Source organism: Kitasatospora sp. NPDC057542, assembly GCF_042801945.1.
Classification (GTDB): Bacteria; Actinomycetota; Actinomycetes; order Streptomycetales; family Streptomycetaceae; genus Kitasatospora.
On record NZ_JBHVFE010000229.1, the window covers coordinates 1 to 13,716 of the forward strand.

Consider the following 13,716-nt stretch of genomic DNA (forward strand, 5'->3'; position numbering starts at 1 on the left):
GCTCGGGAGCGGCGGGCCGACCGGAGAGAGGTCGGATCAGGCTGGCGGGGTGCCGTTGGGCCAGACACAGGGCGAGCTGACGTTCAGGGAGACGTTGCGGCTCGCGTCGGAGACCCCGTCCAGGACGGCGAGGAAGTTGTCCGTGGGGTTCTTGAGCTTGATCCAGTCGTGATGGAAGTTGGGGGGATCCGCTTCGGGCTGGAAACCGCGCTCGGTCATGAGCGTGCGGAATGCATCGGCGGCTGCGGCCCTGGTGGCGGACGGAACGTCCCCGAAGTCGTATCCTCGGCTGGTCTGTGTTCTGCCATGCGGACCGATGTCGTTGGCGTCGCATTCCATATCGCGGAAGTCGCCCGAGCTGGCCGTGGGCTTGACCGGGAGCTTGGCCAGGATGTCCGCGAGATAGCTATCGGTCTGCTTCTTGGCCTGGTCCAGTGTGATCGTGGGCTTGGACCGTTCCTGCAGCGTGCTCGCTCCGCAGGAATTCAGGGCCAGTGTCGTGATCGCCAGCGCGGCGGCGACCGCGGACCTTCTGGCCAGTGACAACGTTGCGGAGGCGCGCATCGCGGTGCTCATGAGATCGGCTTTCCAGCGATGGCCTGTCCCATCGCAATGAGGGAGGCAGAGTTCTGGTCCCAGTAGCCGGAGTGATCCGTTCCCGGGCTGGTGGGGATTATCTGCGCGCCGAACTGTGAGACGCTCGGGTCGCGTCCGAATGCCACGTGATGGTCGGGGTTGTCGTTGTATCCGAAGCTGCCAGCGACGTTGTTGCCGAGATTGCTTGCCAAATTGTCGGGGTCCTCGGGAAGCGCGTACTTGATGGCGTCCTTGTCGCCCTGTGCCGCGAAGACGCGGGACGGGTCGACGCCCAGATCACTGGCGTGTTCGACGCCGGCGCCAGGGCTGGCGATCAGGATCACGTTGTCGACCGGCAAACCCTTGTCGCGCAGTGTGTACCCGACGGTCGTGGTGCCGAAGCTGTGGCCGAGAATGGTGTTGTTCGATGGTTTTCCTTCGTGTGTGGCGCGGAGCCCCGTCTCGAAGTTGTGCAGGTTGTTCTCCGCGGCCTTTGCGAAGCCGTCCCATGCAGCCTCGGGGAAGATCGACTGCGGTGCCTCATAGCCGACCCAGGTGATCGACGACGTGGTGCTGGGGTCTCCGGCTTTCTTGTTGGCCGCGTTCGCCGAGGCGACCATCAGGTCCGACCGTTCGATGTCACTACGAAGGCTGCCACCGACGCGGGCTCCAGTGCCGGGGACGTAGGTCGAGACGTTGTCGGCGGTGTCCGGGTTGTTGACCGCGACGATGGCGCGGCCGGTGCCCTTGGTGTCGAAGCCGAGCAGGAACGTGGGCGGGTGGTCGGCATCGACGGGCTTGCCCAACCGCTCCTCGATGGCCCGGACGCCCTTCATCTTGTCATCGAGGGCGTCGTGCTTGCGCTTCCACTCATCGTAGGCAGGGTTCTTGACGGATTGGCCGTTCAAGGTCGCCAGGGTCTTCACCGGCTCGGGGCCGAGGCCGTCGAGCTGGCGTTGGAGGTCCTCCTTTCCGCGTTGCAGGTTGATCAAGTTGGCCTGGTGCCGGGCGACTGTGGGGATACCGTCGAGGTTGCCGATCTTGTCGTGGTTGGTGAGGATCATCCGCTGCTGCTGAGCATCGGTGAGGCCGTTCCACCACGCCTTCACGCTGTTCGGGTCGGTGCCGGCGGCGGGGATCTGGCTGAGTGCGTTCGCGGCGTCCTGGTCGCTCTTCGCCGTGGCGGCGTCGAGCCCGGTGCCGTTGGACGCGTTGGTGGAGAGGTGGCTGAGCCGCGCGCTGATGGTCTGGTCGGCGTGGTCGGCCTCGGTGAGCGCGGCGGTTATCCGTTTGCTGATCGCCTGGGCGGTGGCATCGGCCTTGTCGCCGGCGTAGTTGGCGGAGTTGGGGTCGTTGTCCCAGGTGATGCGGCCGTCGGGGGCCACGGTCATCTTGTTGCTCTTGGCCTCGTCCAGAGCGCTGACCAGGTGGGACTGCGCTGCCGCGATGCCCTCGGCAGCATCGGAGAGCGCCTTGCTGATGAGGCCGAGTTCCTGCTTCGCTGCCTGGAGTTCGGTCCCCAGGAACTGGATTCGGGTATGGGCGTGGCCGGACGCCGTCCCGGTCCAGTGCGAGTTGGTCAGACGGTCGACAACCTCGTGCTGCCAGGACTCGATGTGCTGGCCGAAGGCGGTGAAGAGGGCGTCGTAGGCATTCTTCGCGACGGTGATGTTGTTGATGTTGGCGTCGTAGAGCGTCTTGATGTCCATCGCTTACTCGGCCGCCTTCGGGCTGTAGGGCTTCACGGGGACCGGAAGGACGACCGTGCCGAAGGGGTCGGGCTCGTCGCCGGCCGGCGCGTTCGGGTCCTTCAGGCTCGCGTGGATGTCCTTCTCGACCTGCCGGTAGTAGGTGGCCGACGCGGCGAGCTTGGTGCCGACATCCCCCATGTCGGCGCCGAGCTTGTCGAGCAGCGTCTTCCAGTTCGTCGCGCAGCCCTGGATGGCGGCGGCCATCTGCCAGCCCCGCAGACCGTTTGCGGCCTGGTTGTTCGGCTCGGTGACCTTCGAGGTTTCGCCCGGTATGAGACTCCCGATGTGCTGGGCGCTCTGCCCGCAGCCGTCCAGTTCGGCCGGATTGACCTTGAGTTCCGAGGCCAGATCAGGATTTGGCATGTCTTCCCCCCACAGTTTTGCCCGGCCCCTGAGCCCCGCCCATGGCCGTGCGCTGTCAGAATTGATTTCGGATAGTAGTCGATTGCTATCCGACTGCAACTGAAGAGGGTAGGTGGCCGGGCAGCGCGCCAACACGGGACCCAAAGTCCTTGCAACGCAAGCCGGTTGCGACTGGACAGGAAGAACGGACGCTCGGCGGCCCCGAGCCTCGAAGGGCCCCTCCCCCGCTCACCCGCCCTGTTCCGTGCACCACCCGCAGCGCCAGCCGGCCCACGCAGCCCGGTCTCCGGGCCGCTCACGCGACAGACGAGGGCTCCTCGGCACGGTCCGCTCGTCGGGGCGGGGTAAGAATTTCTGACCTCTGGCATGTCCGTGCCCCGGAAATTGCAGGTCACAGACCTGTTCGCGGAGCTTGGGCGGGTCTAGCATTCGGGTCACGGCAGCCCCACCACCCCCTTGACGGGCCGCCGAGCAGACCGGCCGCGGCTTGGTGTGGCCGGTGCCTCCCGCAGCCGGGACCTGGGGTCCCCCGTGCCCGAGGTCCCGGCTGCGGGGGCCGTCCGACGCCGCCTGGCTCCTTCTGAGCCGGCCGCAGTGCCGTGCCGGGACTGGTCGTTCGACTCCGAGTCCCGGCGTCAGCCGTCCCCGGCTCACCTCCCGATGCCCCCCGGACCCGCTGGGCCGGAGCCCCGGGTACCAACCGCTGCCACTGGGGGAGGACACTGGTACCGGTCCCGCCCGCACGAGACGCCCGGAGGAACTGTGAGCGCAGCGCCCCTGCACGGCCACCACGACGGCAGCCAGCCCATCCCACGCACCCAGGACGCCGTCGCCGCGGCCTTGCCGCCGGCGCAGCGGATGGAGTTCTACCGGGAGATGGGCGAGGCCGACGTCGAGACGATCGGCGGCGTGTTGAAGCGGTGGTGGCTGCGTGCGGAGCTCTACCGCGACCCGGAGGGTGACCGGATCCACGCCGCCGTCCAGGCCGGTACGGCCCCTGGTACGTCCGCGTCCGCGGTTCTGCGTCGGCTCGGGGCCCTGTGAGCGACTACAACGAGTTCCCGGACGACGAGGACGACCCGATCACCGTCTCCCCGGCCGTCGAGGAGTTCCTCGGTGACCCGGGCACGCCAGCGGACGTGTTCTCCGCGGTGGTGGCGTTCCTGGTCGACCTGCGCGAGAACCCCTTCCCGCATCTGAGCATGCCGGTGCCGGGCCGGCCGGGGATGCATTCGTCGCCGCTGCGCCGGGATCTGGGGCTGGTGGAGTACGCGGTGAACGAGGGCTCGGCCCCGCCGCGGATCTATGTCTCGCGGATTCTGCGAGCGGACTGAGCGGCAGGCCCGCCCCCGAGGGGCGGGCCTCTTCGTTTCGGCGTGTGAGGTGGGTCTGCCGGGCGGTGACCAGGGCTATTCGTTGGCGAGAAGCTGCTGGAAGAGCGTGCAGTCCACGGCGTGCCATTCGCGGACCATGATGTCGGAGCCGTCGCGGACGACTTCGAAGTGCCAGGGCAGGCAGTCGTGACAGGGCCAGACCTCGTACGGGGTGCCGTCGTCGTCGAAGGCGGGCAGGTCGATCGATCCGACGGGCGCGTTGTAGGTGATCTTGCGTGTGTGGGGTGACGTCACGAGGTCCTCACTCGGGTCCGTTATCGGCTGCTGGAGGCGGTCCTGTCGGTTGGTGTCGGGCCGGCGGGGGCGGGGTGTCTGGTCACTGCCGTTTCGGCGGCAGGTCGAGGGCGATTTCGCAGCCGGGTGAGACGAGGGTGACGGTTTGCTCGCCGCGGCCGATGGCTTGGTCGATCTTCTTGATCTGCGTCCAGGTGAAGCCCTGGCGGCGGTAGCGGTTGCGCTGGCTGGGCTTCATGTGGCGAATGTCGTCCTTGCCGGCGGTCGTCATTCCGGGGTGCCAGGCTGCCGCCGGGCCGCTGGTCATCTTGCTCATCGAAACCCTTCTACCTGCCAATCGGACTGGAAGGAGGTTGGTGCTACCGCGTGCCTTGCACGCGGTTCTGCCGGGCGGTGACCAGGGCGCGCCAGCGGTCGCGGACCGGGCCTTGGCCGTCGAACCAGCGCGCGGGGGAGGGGAACTGGAGGGGGCGGCCGGCCATGAAGTGGGCGATGTCGGTGTAGTAGGCGTAGTCGTGGTCGCGGGTGAGCTGGTCGAGGTCGCGGATCGCAGTGTCCAGGCCGTCGTCGTCGAGGATGGCGTGGTGGAAGCACACGGCGAGGGCGAGGGTGGTGCGGGCGGCACGTACGCCGGAGGCCCTGACCTCGGCGTCGAGCAGGGCCACGCGGTCGAGGAAGTCCTGGCCGCCGGTGCCGGCGTCGCGGACGAGCGCGGCGATCCGGGTGGTGAGGGTGGTGGCGCGCAGGTCGAGGCCGGCCAGAAGCTGGGTGGCGAGGTCGAGGTCGTCGTCGGCCGTCTCGGGGTCGGTGAAGGCGCGGACGAAGGCGAGCTGCGCCTGGGAGGTGGCGCGTTCACCGGCGACGGCGTGCTGTTCGGCGTCGGTGCGCGCGGCCTCGTAGGCGGCGGCGGCCTGGTCCATCTCGGCGTGGACCCACCACAGGTCGCCGAGGACTCGGTGCTGGCGTCCGGCCCAGCCGAGGTTTTGGGCGGCGGCCAGAGCGGTGGGGAAGTCGCCGTCGAGGCGGGCGAGGTGGGCAAGTCCCCGGCGGGCGGCGGGGGCGAGGCGGGTGGTGCCGGCGGCGACCTGCTGCATGCCCTGCCGGGACGCGCCGGTGCGGCCGAGGTCGCGGTGGGCCTTGGCCCGGTAGTAGAGGGCCATGTCGGTCAGGTCTGCCGGGAGCAGGCCGCTGTCGATGACGCGGGTGAGACGGTCGGCGGTGTGGGTGCGGTGCTGGCGCTGGCGGGCAGCGATCGTGCTGAGGGTCTCCACCAGGGCGTCGGCCGGGGTCTGCAGGGCGGCGGCCCCGGCAGCCGGCTCGCCTACGGCTGGCTGCCCGTCCAGGGCGGCGGGGGTGGGCGGGGCGAGGGGCTCCCACACCGAGTCGGAGACGTAGGCCCAGGCCGCGGCGGCGAGCCAGCCGAGGTCGAGGCGGTGGTCGCGGGCAAGGGTCAGGCCCTGGCGCAGGCAGGCGACCAGCAGCATCCGGCCGCTGCTGGCGCCAGCGGCCCACTGATCGCCGATCGCGCCGAAGGCCCGGACGGCAGCGCCCGCCCAGTCCTGGTCGGACCAGCGGTCGTCGGTGTGGTCGTCGGCCCGGCGGATCGTCGAGCGCACCACCGCGTGCAGGTGGTAGGGCCACAGGGCGAGCGGGTTCTCGCGGACGAAGGGCCGCTCAGCCAGGCGCAGGGCGGCGGCCTGGTGCGCCATGCCCGCAGCCGTGGCGGCGAGCGGGACGTCGAAGGCGTCCAGCAGCGACACGGCGCGCAGCACGTGCCGCTCGTCGGGGGTGAGGTCCTGGAGGGTGCGGGCGACGAGGGCGGGGAAGTCGTGGTCGAAGTCGGCCGGTGTGGGGGTGCGGGTGCGACGGATCTCCAGGAAGCGCATCACGGCGAGGTCCAGGTACAGCGGCAGGCCGTGGGAGCGGGCGGTGATGACCTGGCGCAGGTCGTCGTCGATGAGGGGACGGCCGTCGGCGGTGGTGAGGCGGCGGGAGAGGTAGTCCTCGCAGTCCTCGGGGCTGAAGTCGCCGATCAGGACCTGCCGGTCGGCTGTCGCCCCGGTGCCGGCCGGGACGGCCCCGGGCTGGACGGCAGTGCGGGCGGAGGGAATGTGGGCAGCCAGCTGCGGCCAGGCGCCGGGCCCGGTGTAGTCGAGCTGACCCTGCAGCGCGTCGTCGGCCCACTGCAGCCGGCTGCGGCCGGTGAGGATGAACAGGGCGTTCGGCATCAGCCACACCACGCGCTGGATCAGGCGCTCCAGGTCGCGGTTGGTGCGGTCGCCGATGTCCTCGAAGGTGTCCAGCAGCACCACCGGCACGACCGCCCGCTTGGCGGGCAGGCGGTCGACCTCGTAGGCGAGCAGGTGCGGGTAGAAGCTCAGCGCTTCCAGGTCCGGCTCCGCCTCCAGCAGGTCCGCGAGCCGCGGACAGCCAGCCAGCGCCCGGGCGGTGGTACGGCGCTCGCGCACCGCCCGCACGACGGCCGTGGCGACCTGCCCGACCGCGGAGCCGACCGCGCCGGGCAGCGCGAGCTCCTCGGCGGCCTTCGACAACGCGGCCTGCACCTGGCCCGGCAGCGCCTTCGCGAAGCGGCTCACCAGCCCGGCGCGGCGCAGGTACTCCTCCAGGCTCTCGCCGGGGTGGTTGTGCTCCCAGTACCGGCCGAGCGCGATGTCGAACGCCGGCAGCGCGCGGTCCAGGCCGGCCAGCGCGAGGCGCAGGGTGAGGACCAGGCGCTCGAAGTCCGTCCCGGCGGAGCGCGCGAGGTCGATGCGCACTGGCAGCAGCCGCGGCGCCGTCGGCCAGGTGGGCTCGCCCCACTGCGCCGGGCGTCGGCCGGACTCGCCGAGGGCCGCCTCCAGCTTCCGCGACAACGTCGTCTTGCCGACGCCCCCGATGCCGTGGAACACAAGGACGTTGCGCCGCGCCGCCTCCAGGTCCTGGACGTCGAAGCCGTCAGCGGACACACAGGCCAGGTGCTCGGCGAGCGCGGCCGCCACCATTTGCCACTGGCCCTCCCGGTTGGTGAACGCCTCCTCGGCGCCCAGACTCCGGTCGTTCGAACCGAACAGCGCCCTCAGATCCCGCCCCGCCATCGACGACTCCCCCTCCGCACAGATCTGACCAGGCATCAACCTACGCCCTCACGGGCCGCGCCGGCCGGGGGCAGGCGGAACCAAGCGGGGACCGTAGGCTCCGACCTGTAACACCCTGGCCTGCGCACTTTTCGAGACCGAGGCGGCTCCCGTGCACGACCCTGAACTCCCTGACCACCACTCTCCGGCCCGCGCCGGCTCCGGCACGCCTGACGGCACCGGAGGCGACGATGCCCGCGGCCGGATCGCGGAAAAGATCGAGCAGGTGGCGGCCTGGTACGCCGAGCAGATCCGCGCCGAACGCCGGCGCCCGGCACCCACCCCCGACCGCGTCGCGCGGCTGCTGGCCGAGCGTGCCGCCTGCGTCGATGCGTTGCGCGACCTGCCGGAGACGACCGGAGAGGAGCTCGGGCAGATCGAGGCCGACTACGATGCCAGACTCAGCGAGATCACCGGCGTGTAGGGGCGTGGTGCCGGGAGCGCGGCGGGCGGGGCGAAGGCGAGACGGCCGGGCTGGAGCGCGGGCGGCAGCAGCGGCCAGGCGAGGCGGGTGATCGCGTCGACCTCCCGCCGGTACTGCGGCAGCGCCGCGCGCAGCTTGCGCTGGTGGGCGAGGAACCGGCGGGCCTCCTGCTCGGTGTAGGGCCGCACCTGCCCCGCCCGCGCGGCGAGCGCGGCACCGGTTTGGCCGGTCCACCAGCCGTCGGGACCGAGCGCGTTGCGGAAGACGGCAGTGCCATCGCGGCGAACCACGCCGAGGTGGTCGACCAGGCGCTGCTCCTCGACGGCCTGGACGCACTCCAGCACCGCCGCCAGGCACCGGTCGTGCCCGGCGGCGGTGGTGAACCGGCCCGGCCGGGTGCCGCCCCGGCTGACCTCCGCGTAGCGCAGGGCGGTGCCCTGGCGGCTGTCGGCCGCGCGCACATCCAGCACCAGCAACTCGACGCGGTACCCGGCCCGCCGCCACACGGCCGCATCGTCGAGGAAGGAGTTCACGCTGCCGGGGGCGACCTCGATCACGGCGTCCGCGCGACGCTCCCGCACATACGCCTCGGCCCGGGCCTGCCACGCCTTGTAGTCCGCGCGGATCCGGGCGGACGCGGTGCGCGGGTACTCGCGCAACAGCCGAAAGTAGTCCGGGTGGGCCGCCTTGAACAGCTCGCCCGCGATCCACACCGGCCGCCGATCGCGCAGCGCCCGGCGCACCATCATCGCCGCCTGGGTCTTACCAGCGCCCGGCGCCCCCATCACATAGACGGCGACGGGCCGCTCCTGCGCCACGATCTCCCCGAGGTCCGGGACGATCAGGTTCTGAAACGTCCACTCGTGCTCGTCAGCAGACAGCCGGTGGTAGTCCACGCCGGGCGGCCCAGGAATCGGCTGAGCGGTGCGCCGAACCGGCTCGGCCAGCGCTGCGCACCTCTCCGCGTCCCGCGAGACGGCCAGCACTCGGTCGGCGGACAGCCGGGTCTCCGCCTGCACCAGCGCCTGCTCGGCACTGGCGAGGGCCCGGCGGAAGGACACGGTCTCCGCCGCGTCCCACCACCTGGCCCGCTCGGCCTCCACCGCCCGGGCCGCGCCGGGCGGCCGCGCCCACGTCCCGTCGACGAGTTCGTTGCTGTACAGGGACTCCAGGCCGCGCCGTACGACGGTGACGCGGTCGACCAGGTGCTCGGACTCCAGCATGTCCAGGGTCCGGCCCAGCTGCCGGGCACAGGTGTCGTGGTTGGCCCACGACACCCAGCGCCCGGCACCGTCCCCGTTGCCGAGGTAGCGCTCCAGCACCCCCAGCTGGCTGACCGCAGGCGCGCACGCCAGCGCGACCACATCGATCCGGTGCCCGGCCGTCCGGTACGCCAGTACCTGGGCGCGCGCCTCGTCCGGGTCGGCGAGTGCGGTCTCCACCACCGCGTCGAGCCGGTGGGCGCGTACGTATGCCTCCACCTTGGCCTGCCAGCGGCGAGTGTCAGCACGTACACCGGCACCGGCGGTCCGCACGTCCTTCGCCAGAAGCGCCTCGTAGTGCTGGTGCGCGGCTTTGTACAGGTCTGCGCCGACGCGCACGGCGCCGCCGCGCAGTCCGAGGACCGGGTACAGCAGGTCGCCCAGAGTGGTCTTGCCACTGCCGGGAGGGCCTGCCACCAGGACCACCACAGGGCTCTCCTGCGGCACTGAGCCTGACGTCGCTGCGGGCAGGATGAGCCCTTCGAGTACGTCGCGGCTCTCGTTCTCGGTCAGCACGGTTGCGTGGCCCCCCTTATCTCCACGGCTTCCCCCCCAACGCTCCGGTGTAAGTACGCAGGTCAGCCGAGCTCTCGACGCAGGTCGTCGAGGGTTCCTCGCCCACCGGGCAGGTGCCACAGCGTCCAGCCGTTGATGACACTGCCCGTGACCGCCTCGGCGGCCTTGGACGGAGAGGAAAACGGCTTGGCGTGACCGTCGACGACGAGCTGCCCGTCGGCGGTCACCACGGCGCGGCCCGAGCGACCGGTCCGGGGCTGGTGGAAGGTCAGCTCGGTGCCGGCCGTCAGCTTTCCGGCCTTCATCAGCTCGGCGAGCGGGCCGCGCACGACCGTCGCGGCAGGCGCAGTGGGATCGGGGGTGCCCTGGGCGAGAGCGAGAGTGACGTGGACCGTCTCGTCGCCACTCGCGTTCACCAGATGCGCGAGAACCGCAGGGTCGAAGTGGATGCTGAGCGTCGGCATGAACTCCTCCATCTCTGCTGAAATCTTCTAACTTAAGAATACAGCAGAACTTTGTGGATGGTGCACGCGCACGCGACGAACCAGGTCGCTTCCCCCTCCGGCCTCCGCGAAGAACAAGGTCTCCGTCTTCGCGACCTGGGCAAGCACGGCCCCAACGGAGGCGAGAAACAGCGACTTCTACGTCACCATCCACATCGAGCCCCGGTCTGCTGCTGGTGTGTCCGACCCTCGCTCTCCCCACCTCGTTGGTGACCTGGTTGCCCCTCCGCCCGGCCGGGATGGGGCAGCAACCACAACAACGTTGCGGTCGACAGCAGGCTGGGTAGCTGGGCGCGGCGCGCTCCGCTACCGCACCCTGGCCAGCGCCCGGATGCGCTGGACCATCCTTCGCTGCCGCCTGGACTGCGCCGCCGGTTCCGCCGTCAGGGCCGTGGCCGGCCCGGCCGTCGGCCCGTCGCCGCACCGGCCGGACCGCAAACGGTCCGGCCTGTCCAGTTGCCCCCGGCGGAAGTGGCGTGAGCCCGTGCGCGGTGCGCAATCTGCCGATCCGGCCTGCGCGCAGTACCGCAGCCTGCCCGCCCAGGAGCGGTTGCTGGCGTCACCACCCACCTGACGAGGGCCGCCTTGTTACCCACCTCCACAACCCGGGAGTGCTGCGCGGGGCCACCAAGCGTCTACACCGACCGTCAGGTCGAAGCATCAGCACCGCATGAGTGCCCCCGCTGATCCCCCTGAGGGCGGGCCGACCGTGGGGCCAAACCGGGGAAGCCACTGTGCTTAGTCCATCAGTCGTCGGGAGGTCAGGATGAGGGCTTCCAGGCCAGTTGGTAGCGAGGCCAAGCCATCGGGGTGAAGGCCCACGCGACCGCTCGCCTTTACTACCTAAGAAGGGACATATGCCCTGACCTGCGGTTTTCTCCTCACTAACGTCTGGTTTTCCAGACGTTGCCGCCAGAAAACCAGACGTTACGGCAGCGCTTGCTGAGGACACAGTGGCTCGACACGTCGCCGGGAACCTGCGTTTTCCGGGCCGTATCCTGTAGGTTCTTGCCCCTAAGGTCGGGTTTTTCGGAGCTAACGTCTGAAAAACTAGCCCTTAGCAACCTCAAGGTGCACCGGTCGTTGAACCGGTGTTGGACGGCGACGGCATGGTGAGGAGCAGCATGGCTCGCAGGGGCAACATCGCCCTGGTGAACCTGGATACGGGTGCGGTGCTGCCTGCGCCGAAGGCCCGGACGCCGCACACCATGGACGGCTCGTACACCCTTAACGCCTACACCGACGACGCACCGCTGTACTCGCTGGCGCTGTCCGGGGCGGAGTGGGCGACGATCGACTGGGTGCGCTCGAACGGTGGGGCTGGTGCGGCGGTGAAGGTGACCGCGGCTGCCGTGGCGGAGGCGATCCTGGCGACGGAGACGACCGCGAAGACGGCGCTCGCCCGCCTGGTGAAGCTGAACATCCTGCTCAAGACCAGCCCTCGGAGCCAGACGTACCAGCTGAACCCGCGCCGTTTCTGGGAGGGCTCTGGCGACGCCCAGGTGCAGGCGTGTCGCAGACTGGACCCGCCGCCGATCACGCCGGACGCCAAGGCGATCGCCGCCACGAAGAAGGCCGCCGAGAAAGCGGCCGCCAAGACGCCCGGACCGCGCCGCACCACCACGGCCAGGAGCACGACGAACGGAGGCACTCGATGAGCGCCGCCACCCACAGCCACCACGGCGACTTCGACCCGGACAGCCTCGGCATGCCGCCCGTCTACACGCTCAACCTTTCCGCCAGCCAGCGCAGCGTCCTGGAATGGCTCACCAGCCACGGCGCAGTGTTCGCCCCGATCACCGCCGACGTCGAGGAGATCGCCCACGACTGCGGCACCTCGACCTCCACCGCGTACGAGGCTTTGGCCCGGCTGGAAGCGCTCCAGTTGGTCGAGCACCCGGACCCGGGAAGCTACCGGGTCAACCCCCGCTTCTTCTTCGCCTCCAACCCCGAGATCCGCCGCTTGGTCGGCGAAGCACTGGAGGCCCCCGAGATCACCCTCGATGCCCGCGCCGAAGGCCCCCGAAAGGTCGGCAACGTTGACGCCCGCCGCCGACGCACCATCAAGGCCGTCCCCGACCAGGAGTAAGGCGTGCGGTGCTCAAGCTGAGAGCGCTACTGTCAGTGGTGCTCGGTAACGTACCGTGCTGTGAACGAAGTTGGGGTGGACAAACCGGTACCGACGACCAGTGACTCCGTCTACGTGGTGGGGTCGCCTGCGGCTCGGCCGGTGAAGATCGGGCGAAGCGTCGATCCGACTGGTCGGCTATCGAGCCTCCAGGCCGGATCGCCGGTTGAACTCCGCCTCCTGGCGACCTTCCCCGGAGGCCCGCGATTGGAGAAGCACCTGCATGCCTGCTTCGCCCGTCAGCGGATCCACGGGGAATGGTTCGACTTTCGCAGCGAGGACCCCCTCGCGTTGATCACCGGCGCGGTCGAGGCTTACGAGCCGGACCCAGACCGGCCCGACAGAGCAAGGACTCCCCGCAGCGCCAGCGATATTTCCACGGCGGTGCTGGACCTCTACAAGGCACGAGTGCCTGATGGGGATCCGCTGTTCATGACGAACCTACGCATGGCCGGGGCTCTCGGCACGTCCCCGACCAGCGTGAAGAAGGCCCTCGCAGCGCTCGTTGCCGATGGCCGCCTTGTGGCCGTCAGGCCGCTTGGCCGGGTGATGCTGCACGCGCTTGCGGAGCCAGCCCCGAGGGAGGCAGCACCCGTACCGCGTCCGCGCCTCAGGCTCGTGCATTCGGCTGCCGAAGCCCCGCGGCCGTTTACGGATGCGTAGCCGTCCCCGTGGCCACCCCACCCGAGGGCAGGCGAGATCGGTTGGTCCTGGCGCCAGGGCCAGAGCGCTACCACCGGTGATAGCGGTTTGGCCTACCCGGCCCGGCCCGGGCTGCGACACTGTGGATCATGACTAACCGTCGCCCTCTCGCGATGCCCACCTTCTCCGCGACCGCCACGGACGCACCCCTGCCCGCCCAGTCCGGCGTGCGCCGGCTGCCGGTCGAGCAGGGCGCCGACTTCCGCCAGCCGCCGGGCGAGACTGCGGCCGTACCCGCTCCGGTCCGGCGGCCGCTCTCGCCCGGCGGCCTGACCTTCTCCGACCCTGACCGGCAGGTCTGAGCGCTACCACCACGGGTAACGAGAGTGTCCTGCGGCGGGTACAAATCCCTGGCCCGCCGACCGCGTCCCGGTAGCCTGCGGACAGGCGCCCGCCGGACCCGAGACGCACACTCACGGGCCATCACCGGCGCGCGCTGACCTGCGGCGGTTTCATAAATCGCCCCCCGTTCGAGGCCTCCGGGACGGGCGCAAATCTATAAGCCGCCCCCTCGGGCCTGCGGTTCTACCAGCCGTCCATCGCCCGGACGTCCCCGGAGAGGGCGTAGCGGCGGCAGGCGAGGATCTCCTCGGTGGTGTGCCGATGTCGTTGGCGACCAAGGCGAGAACGTCCTTGTGGCTCTGTTCACGAGAACGGACAGCACATGTTCAGCACTTTGGGAGTCGCTACGGTCAGCGCCTGTTCGATGTTCGCCAGAGTGGGCAGCGC

At 70.2% G+C, this 13,716-nt stretch carries 15 protein-coding genes; 7 read left to right on the plus strand and 8 right to left on the minus strand.

The window, feature by feature from the left end; translation table 11 throughout:
- Window positions 1-36 precede the first annotated feature (36 nt).
- The 3 genes from ACFU7Y_RS25810 to ACFU7Y_RS25820 are packed head-to-tail and all read right to left on the minus strand — an operon-like array spanning window position 37 to window position 2,690.
- Window positions 37-576, minus strand: a complete 540-nt coding sequence (locus ACFU7Y_RS25810; RefSeq protein WP_380769790.1) for a hypothetical protein — start codon at window positions 574-576, stop codon at window positions 37-39.
- Window positions 573-2,285, minus strand: a complete 1,713-nt coding sequence (locus tag ACFU7Y_RS25815) for an alpha/beta hydrolase (RefSeq protein ID WP_380769791.1) — start codon at window positions 2,283-2,285, stop codon at window positions 573-575. Before ACFU7Y_RS25815 ends, ACFU7Y_RS25810 begins: the two co-directional genes overlap by 4 nt.
- A 3-nt stretch (window positions 2,286-2,288) precedes the next feature.
- Window positions 2,289-2,690 carry a type VII secretion target gene (locus ACFU7Y_RS25820; protein WP_380769792.1) on the minus strand — a complete coding sequence of 134 codons (402 nt, stop codon included), beginning with the start codon at window positions 2,688-2,690 and terminating at the stop codon, window positions 2,289-2,291.
- Window positions 2,691-3,452: 762 nt separating this feature from the next.
- On the opposite strand from ACFU7Y_RS25820, the gene ACFU7Y_RS25825 reads away from it, so the two are divergent.
- Window positions 3,453-3,734 (plus strand): hypothetical protein, encoded by a 282-nt coding sequence (locus ACFU7Y_RS25825; protein ID WP_380769793.1) that lies wholly within the window; start codon window positions 3,453-3,455, stop codon window positions 3,732-3,734.
- Window positions 3,731-4,024, plus strand: a complete 294-nt coding sequence (locus ACFU7Y_RS25830; protein ID WP_380769794.1) for a hypothetical protein — start codon at window positions 3,731-3,733, stop codon at window positions 4,022-4,024. Before ACFU7Y_RS25825 ends, ACFU7Y_RS25830 begins: the two co-directional genes overlap by 4 nt.
- Window positions 4,025-4,099: 75 nt before the next feature.
- On the opposite strand, the gene ACFU7Y_RS25835 is transcribed toward ACFU7Y_RS25830, so the two are convergent.
- The 3 genes from ACFU7Y_RS25835 to ACFU7Y_RS25845 form a co-directional block, all read right to left on the minus strand.
- On the minus strand, window positions 4,100-4,318 hold the full coding sequence (locus ACFU7Y_RS25835) for a hypothetical protein (RefSeq protein ID WP_380769795.1): 219 nt from the start codon (window positions 4,316-4,318) through the stop codon (window positions 4,100-4,102).
- A gap of 82 nt (window positions 4,319-4,400) precedes the next feature.
- Window positions 4,401-4,634 carry a hypothetical protein gene (locus ACFU7Y_RS25840; RefSeq protein ID WP_380769796.1) on the minus strand — a complete coding sequence of 78 codons (234 nt, stop codon included), beginning with the start codon at window positions 4,632-4,634 and terminating at the stop codon, window positions 4,401-4,403.
- A 43-nt stretch (window positions 4,635-4,677) separates the two neighbouring features.
- On the minus strand, window positions 4,678-7,413 hold the full coding sequence (locus ACFU7Y_RS25845; protein ID WP_380769797.1) for an ATP/GTP-binding protein: 2,736 nt from the start codon (window positions 7,411-7,413) through the stop codon (window positions 4,678-4,680).
- A 151-nt stretch (window positions 7,414-7,564) separates the two neighbouring features.
- Here ACFU7Y_RS25845 and ACFU7Y_RS25850 point away from each other — a divergent pair, with 151 nt between their 5' ends.
- Window positions 7,565-7,876 (plus strand): hypothetical protein, encoded by a 312-nt coding sequence (locus tag ACFU7Y_RS25850; protein WP_380769798.1) that lies wholly within the window; start codon window positions 7,565-7,567, stop codon window positions 7,874-7,876.
- Here the strand turns inward: ACFU7Y_RS25850 and ACFU7Y_RS25855 are convergent.
- Both ACFU7Y_RS25855 and ACFU7Y_RS25860 read right to left on the minus strand, forming a co-directional pair.
- Entirely contained in the window at window positions 7,840-9,654 is a 1,815-nt protein-coding gene (locus tag ACFU7Y_RS25855; protein WP_380769799.1) for a zeta toxin family protein, read from the minus strand. The genes ACFU7Y_RS25850 and ACFU7Y_RS25855 overlap by 37 nt on opposite strands.
- Window positions 9,655-9,716: 62 nt before the next feature.
- Complete coding sequence (locus ACFU7Y_RS25860) at window positions 9,717-10,118, minus strand: DUF4357 domain-containing protein (protein ID WP_380769800.1); 402 nt, start codon at window positions 10,116-10,118, stop codon at window positions 9,717-9,719.
- 1,163 nt (window positions 10,119-11,281) lie between these two features.
- Between ACFU7Y_RS25860 and ACFU7Y_RS25865 the strand changes: the two genes are divergently transcribed.
- The 4 genes from ACFU7Y_RS25865 to ACFU7Y_RS25880 all read left to right on the plus strand — a co-directional run bounded on the left by ACFU7Y_RS25865 (window position 11,282) and on the right by ACFU7Y_RS25880 (window position 13,289).
- A complete protein-coding gene (locus tag ACFU7Y_RS25865) occupies window positions 11,282-11,815 on the plus strand; it encodes a MarR family transcriptional regulator (RefSeq protein ID WP_380769801.1) in 534 nt (177 codons plus the stop codon).
- The gene (locus ACFU7Y_RS25870) at window positions 11,812-12,246 is read left to right on the plus strand and encodes a MarR family transcriptional regulator (RefSeq protein WP_355675980.1); all 435 of its coding nucleotides are present in this window, start codon (window positions 11,812-11,814) and stop codon (window positions 12,244-12,246) included. The genes ACFU7Y_RS25865 and ACFU7Y_RS25870 overlap by 4 nt, the downstream gene beginning before the upstream one ends.
- Window positions 12,247-12,363: 117 nt before the next feature.
- On the plus strand, window positions 12,364-12,948 hold the full coding sequence (locus ACFU7Y_RS25875; protein ID WP_380769803.1) for a GIY-YIG nuclease family protein: 585 nt from the start codon (window positions 12,364-12,366) through the stop codon (window positions 12,946-12,948).
- A gap of 128 nt (window positions 12,949-13,076) precedes the next feature.
- Window positions 13,077-13,289 (plus strand): hypothetical protein, encoded by a 213-nt coding sequence (locus ACFU7Y_RS25880; RefSeq protein ID WP_380769802.1) that lies wholly within the window; start codon window positions 13,077-13,079, stop codon window positions 13,287-13,289.
- Window positions 13,290-13,716: the final 427 nt, after the last annotated feature.

Bases quoted from the DNA above. Each gene is read 5' to 3' on its own strand.
- ACFU7Y_RS25820 (WP_380769792.1), bottom strand. From the start codon at position 2,690: ATGCCAAATCCTGATCTGGCCTCGGAACTCAAGGTCAATCCGGCCGAA.
- ACFU7Y_RS25870 (WP_355675980.1), top strand. From the start codon at position 11,812: ATGAGCGCCGCCACCCACAGCCACCACGGCGACTTCGACCCGGACAGC.
- ACFU7Y_RS25860 (WP_380769800.1), bottom strand. From the start codon at position 10,118: ATGCCGACGCTCAGCATCCACTTCGACCCTGCGGTTCTCGCGCATCTG.
- ACFU7Y_RS25840 (WP_380769796.1), bottom strand. From the start codon at position 4,634: ATGAGCAAGATGACCAGCGGCCCGGCGGCAGCCTGGCACCCCGGAATG.
- ACFU7Y_RS25845 (WP_380769797.1), bottom strand. From the start codon at position 7,413: ATGGCGGGGCGGGATCTGAGGGCGCTGTTCGGTTCGAACGACCGGAGT.
- ACFU7Y_RS25810 (WP_380769790.1), bottom strand. From the start codon at position 576: ATGAGCACCGCGATGCGCGCCTCCGCAACGTTGTCACTGGCCAGAAGG.
- ACFU7Y_RS25815 (WP_380769791.1), bottom strand. From the start codon at position 2,285: ATGGACATCAAGACGCTCTACGACGCCAACATCAACAACATCACCGTC.
- ACFU7Y_RS25865 (WP_380769801.1), top strand. From the start codon at position 11,282: ATGGCTCGCAGGGGCAACATCGCCCTGGTGAACCTGGATACGGGTGCG.
- ACFU7Y_RS25880 (WP_380769802.1), top strand. From the start codon at position 13,077: ATGACTAACCGTCGCCCTCTCGCGATGCCCACCTTCTCCGCGACCGCC.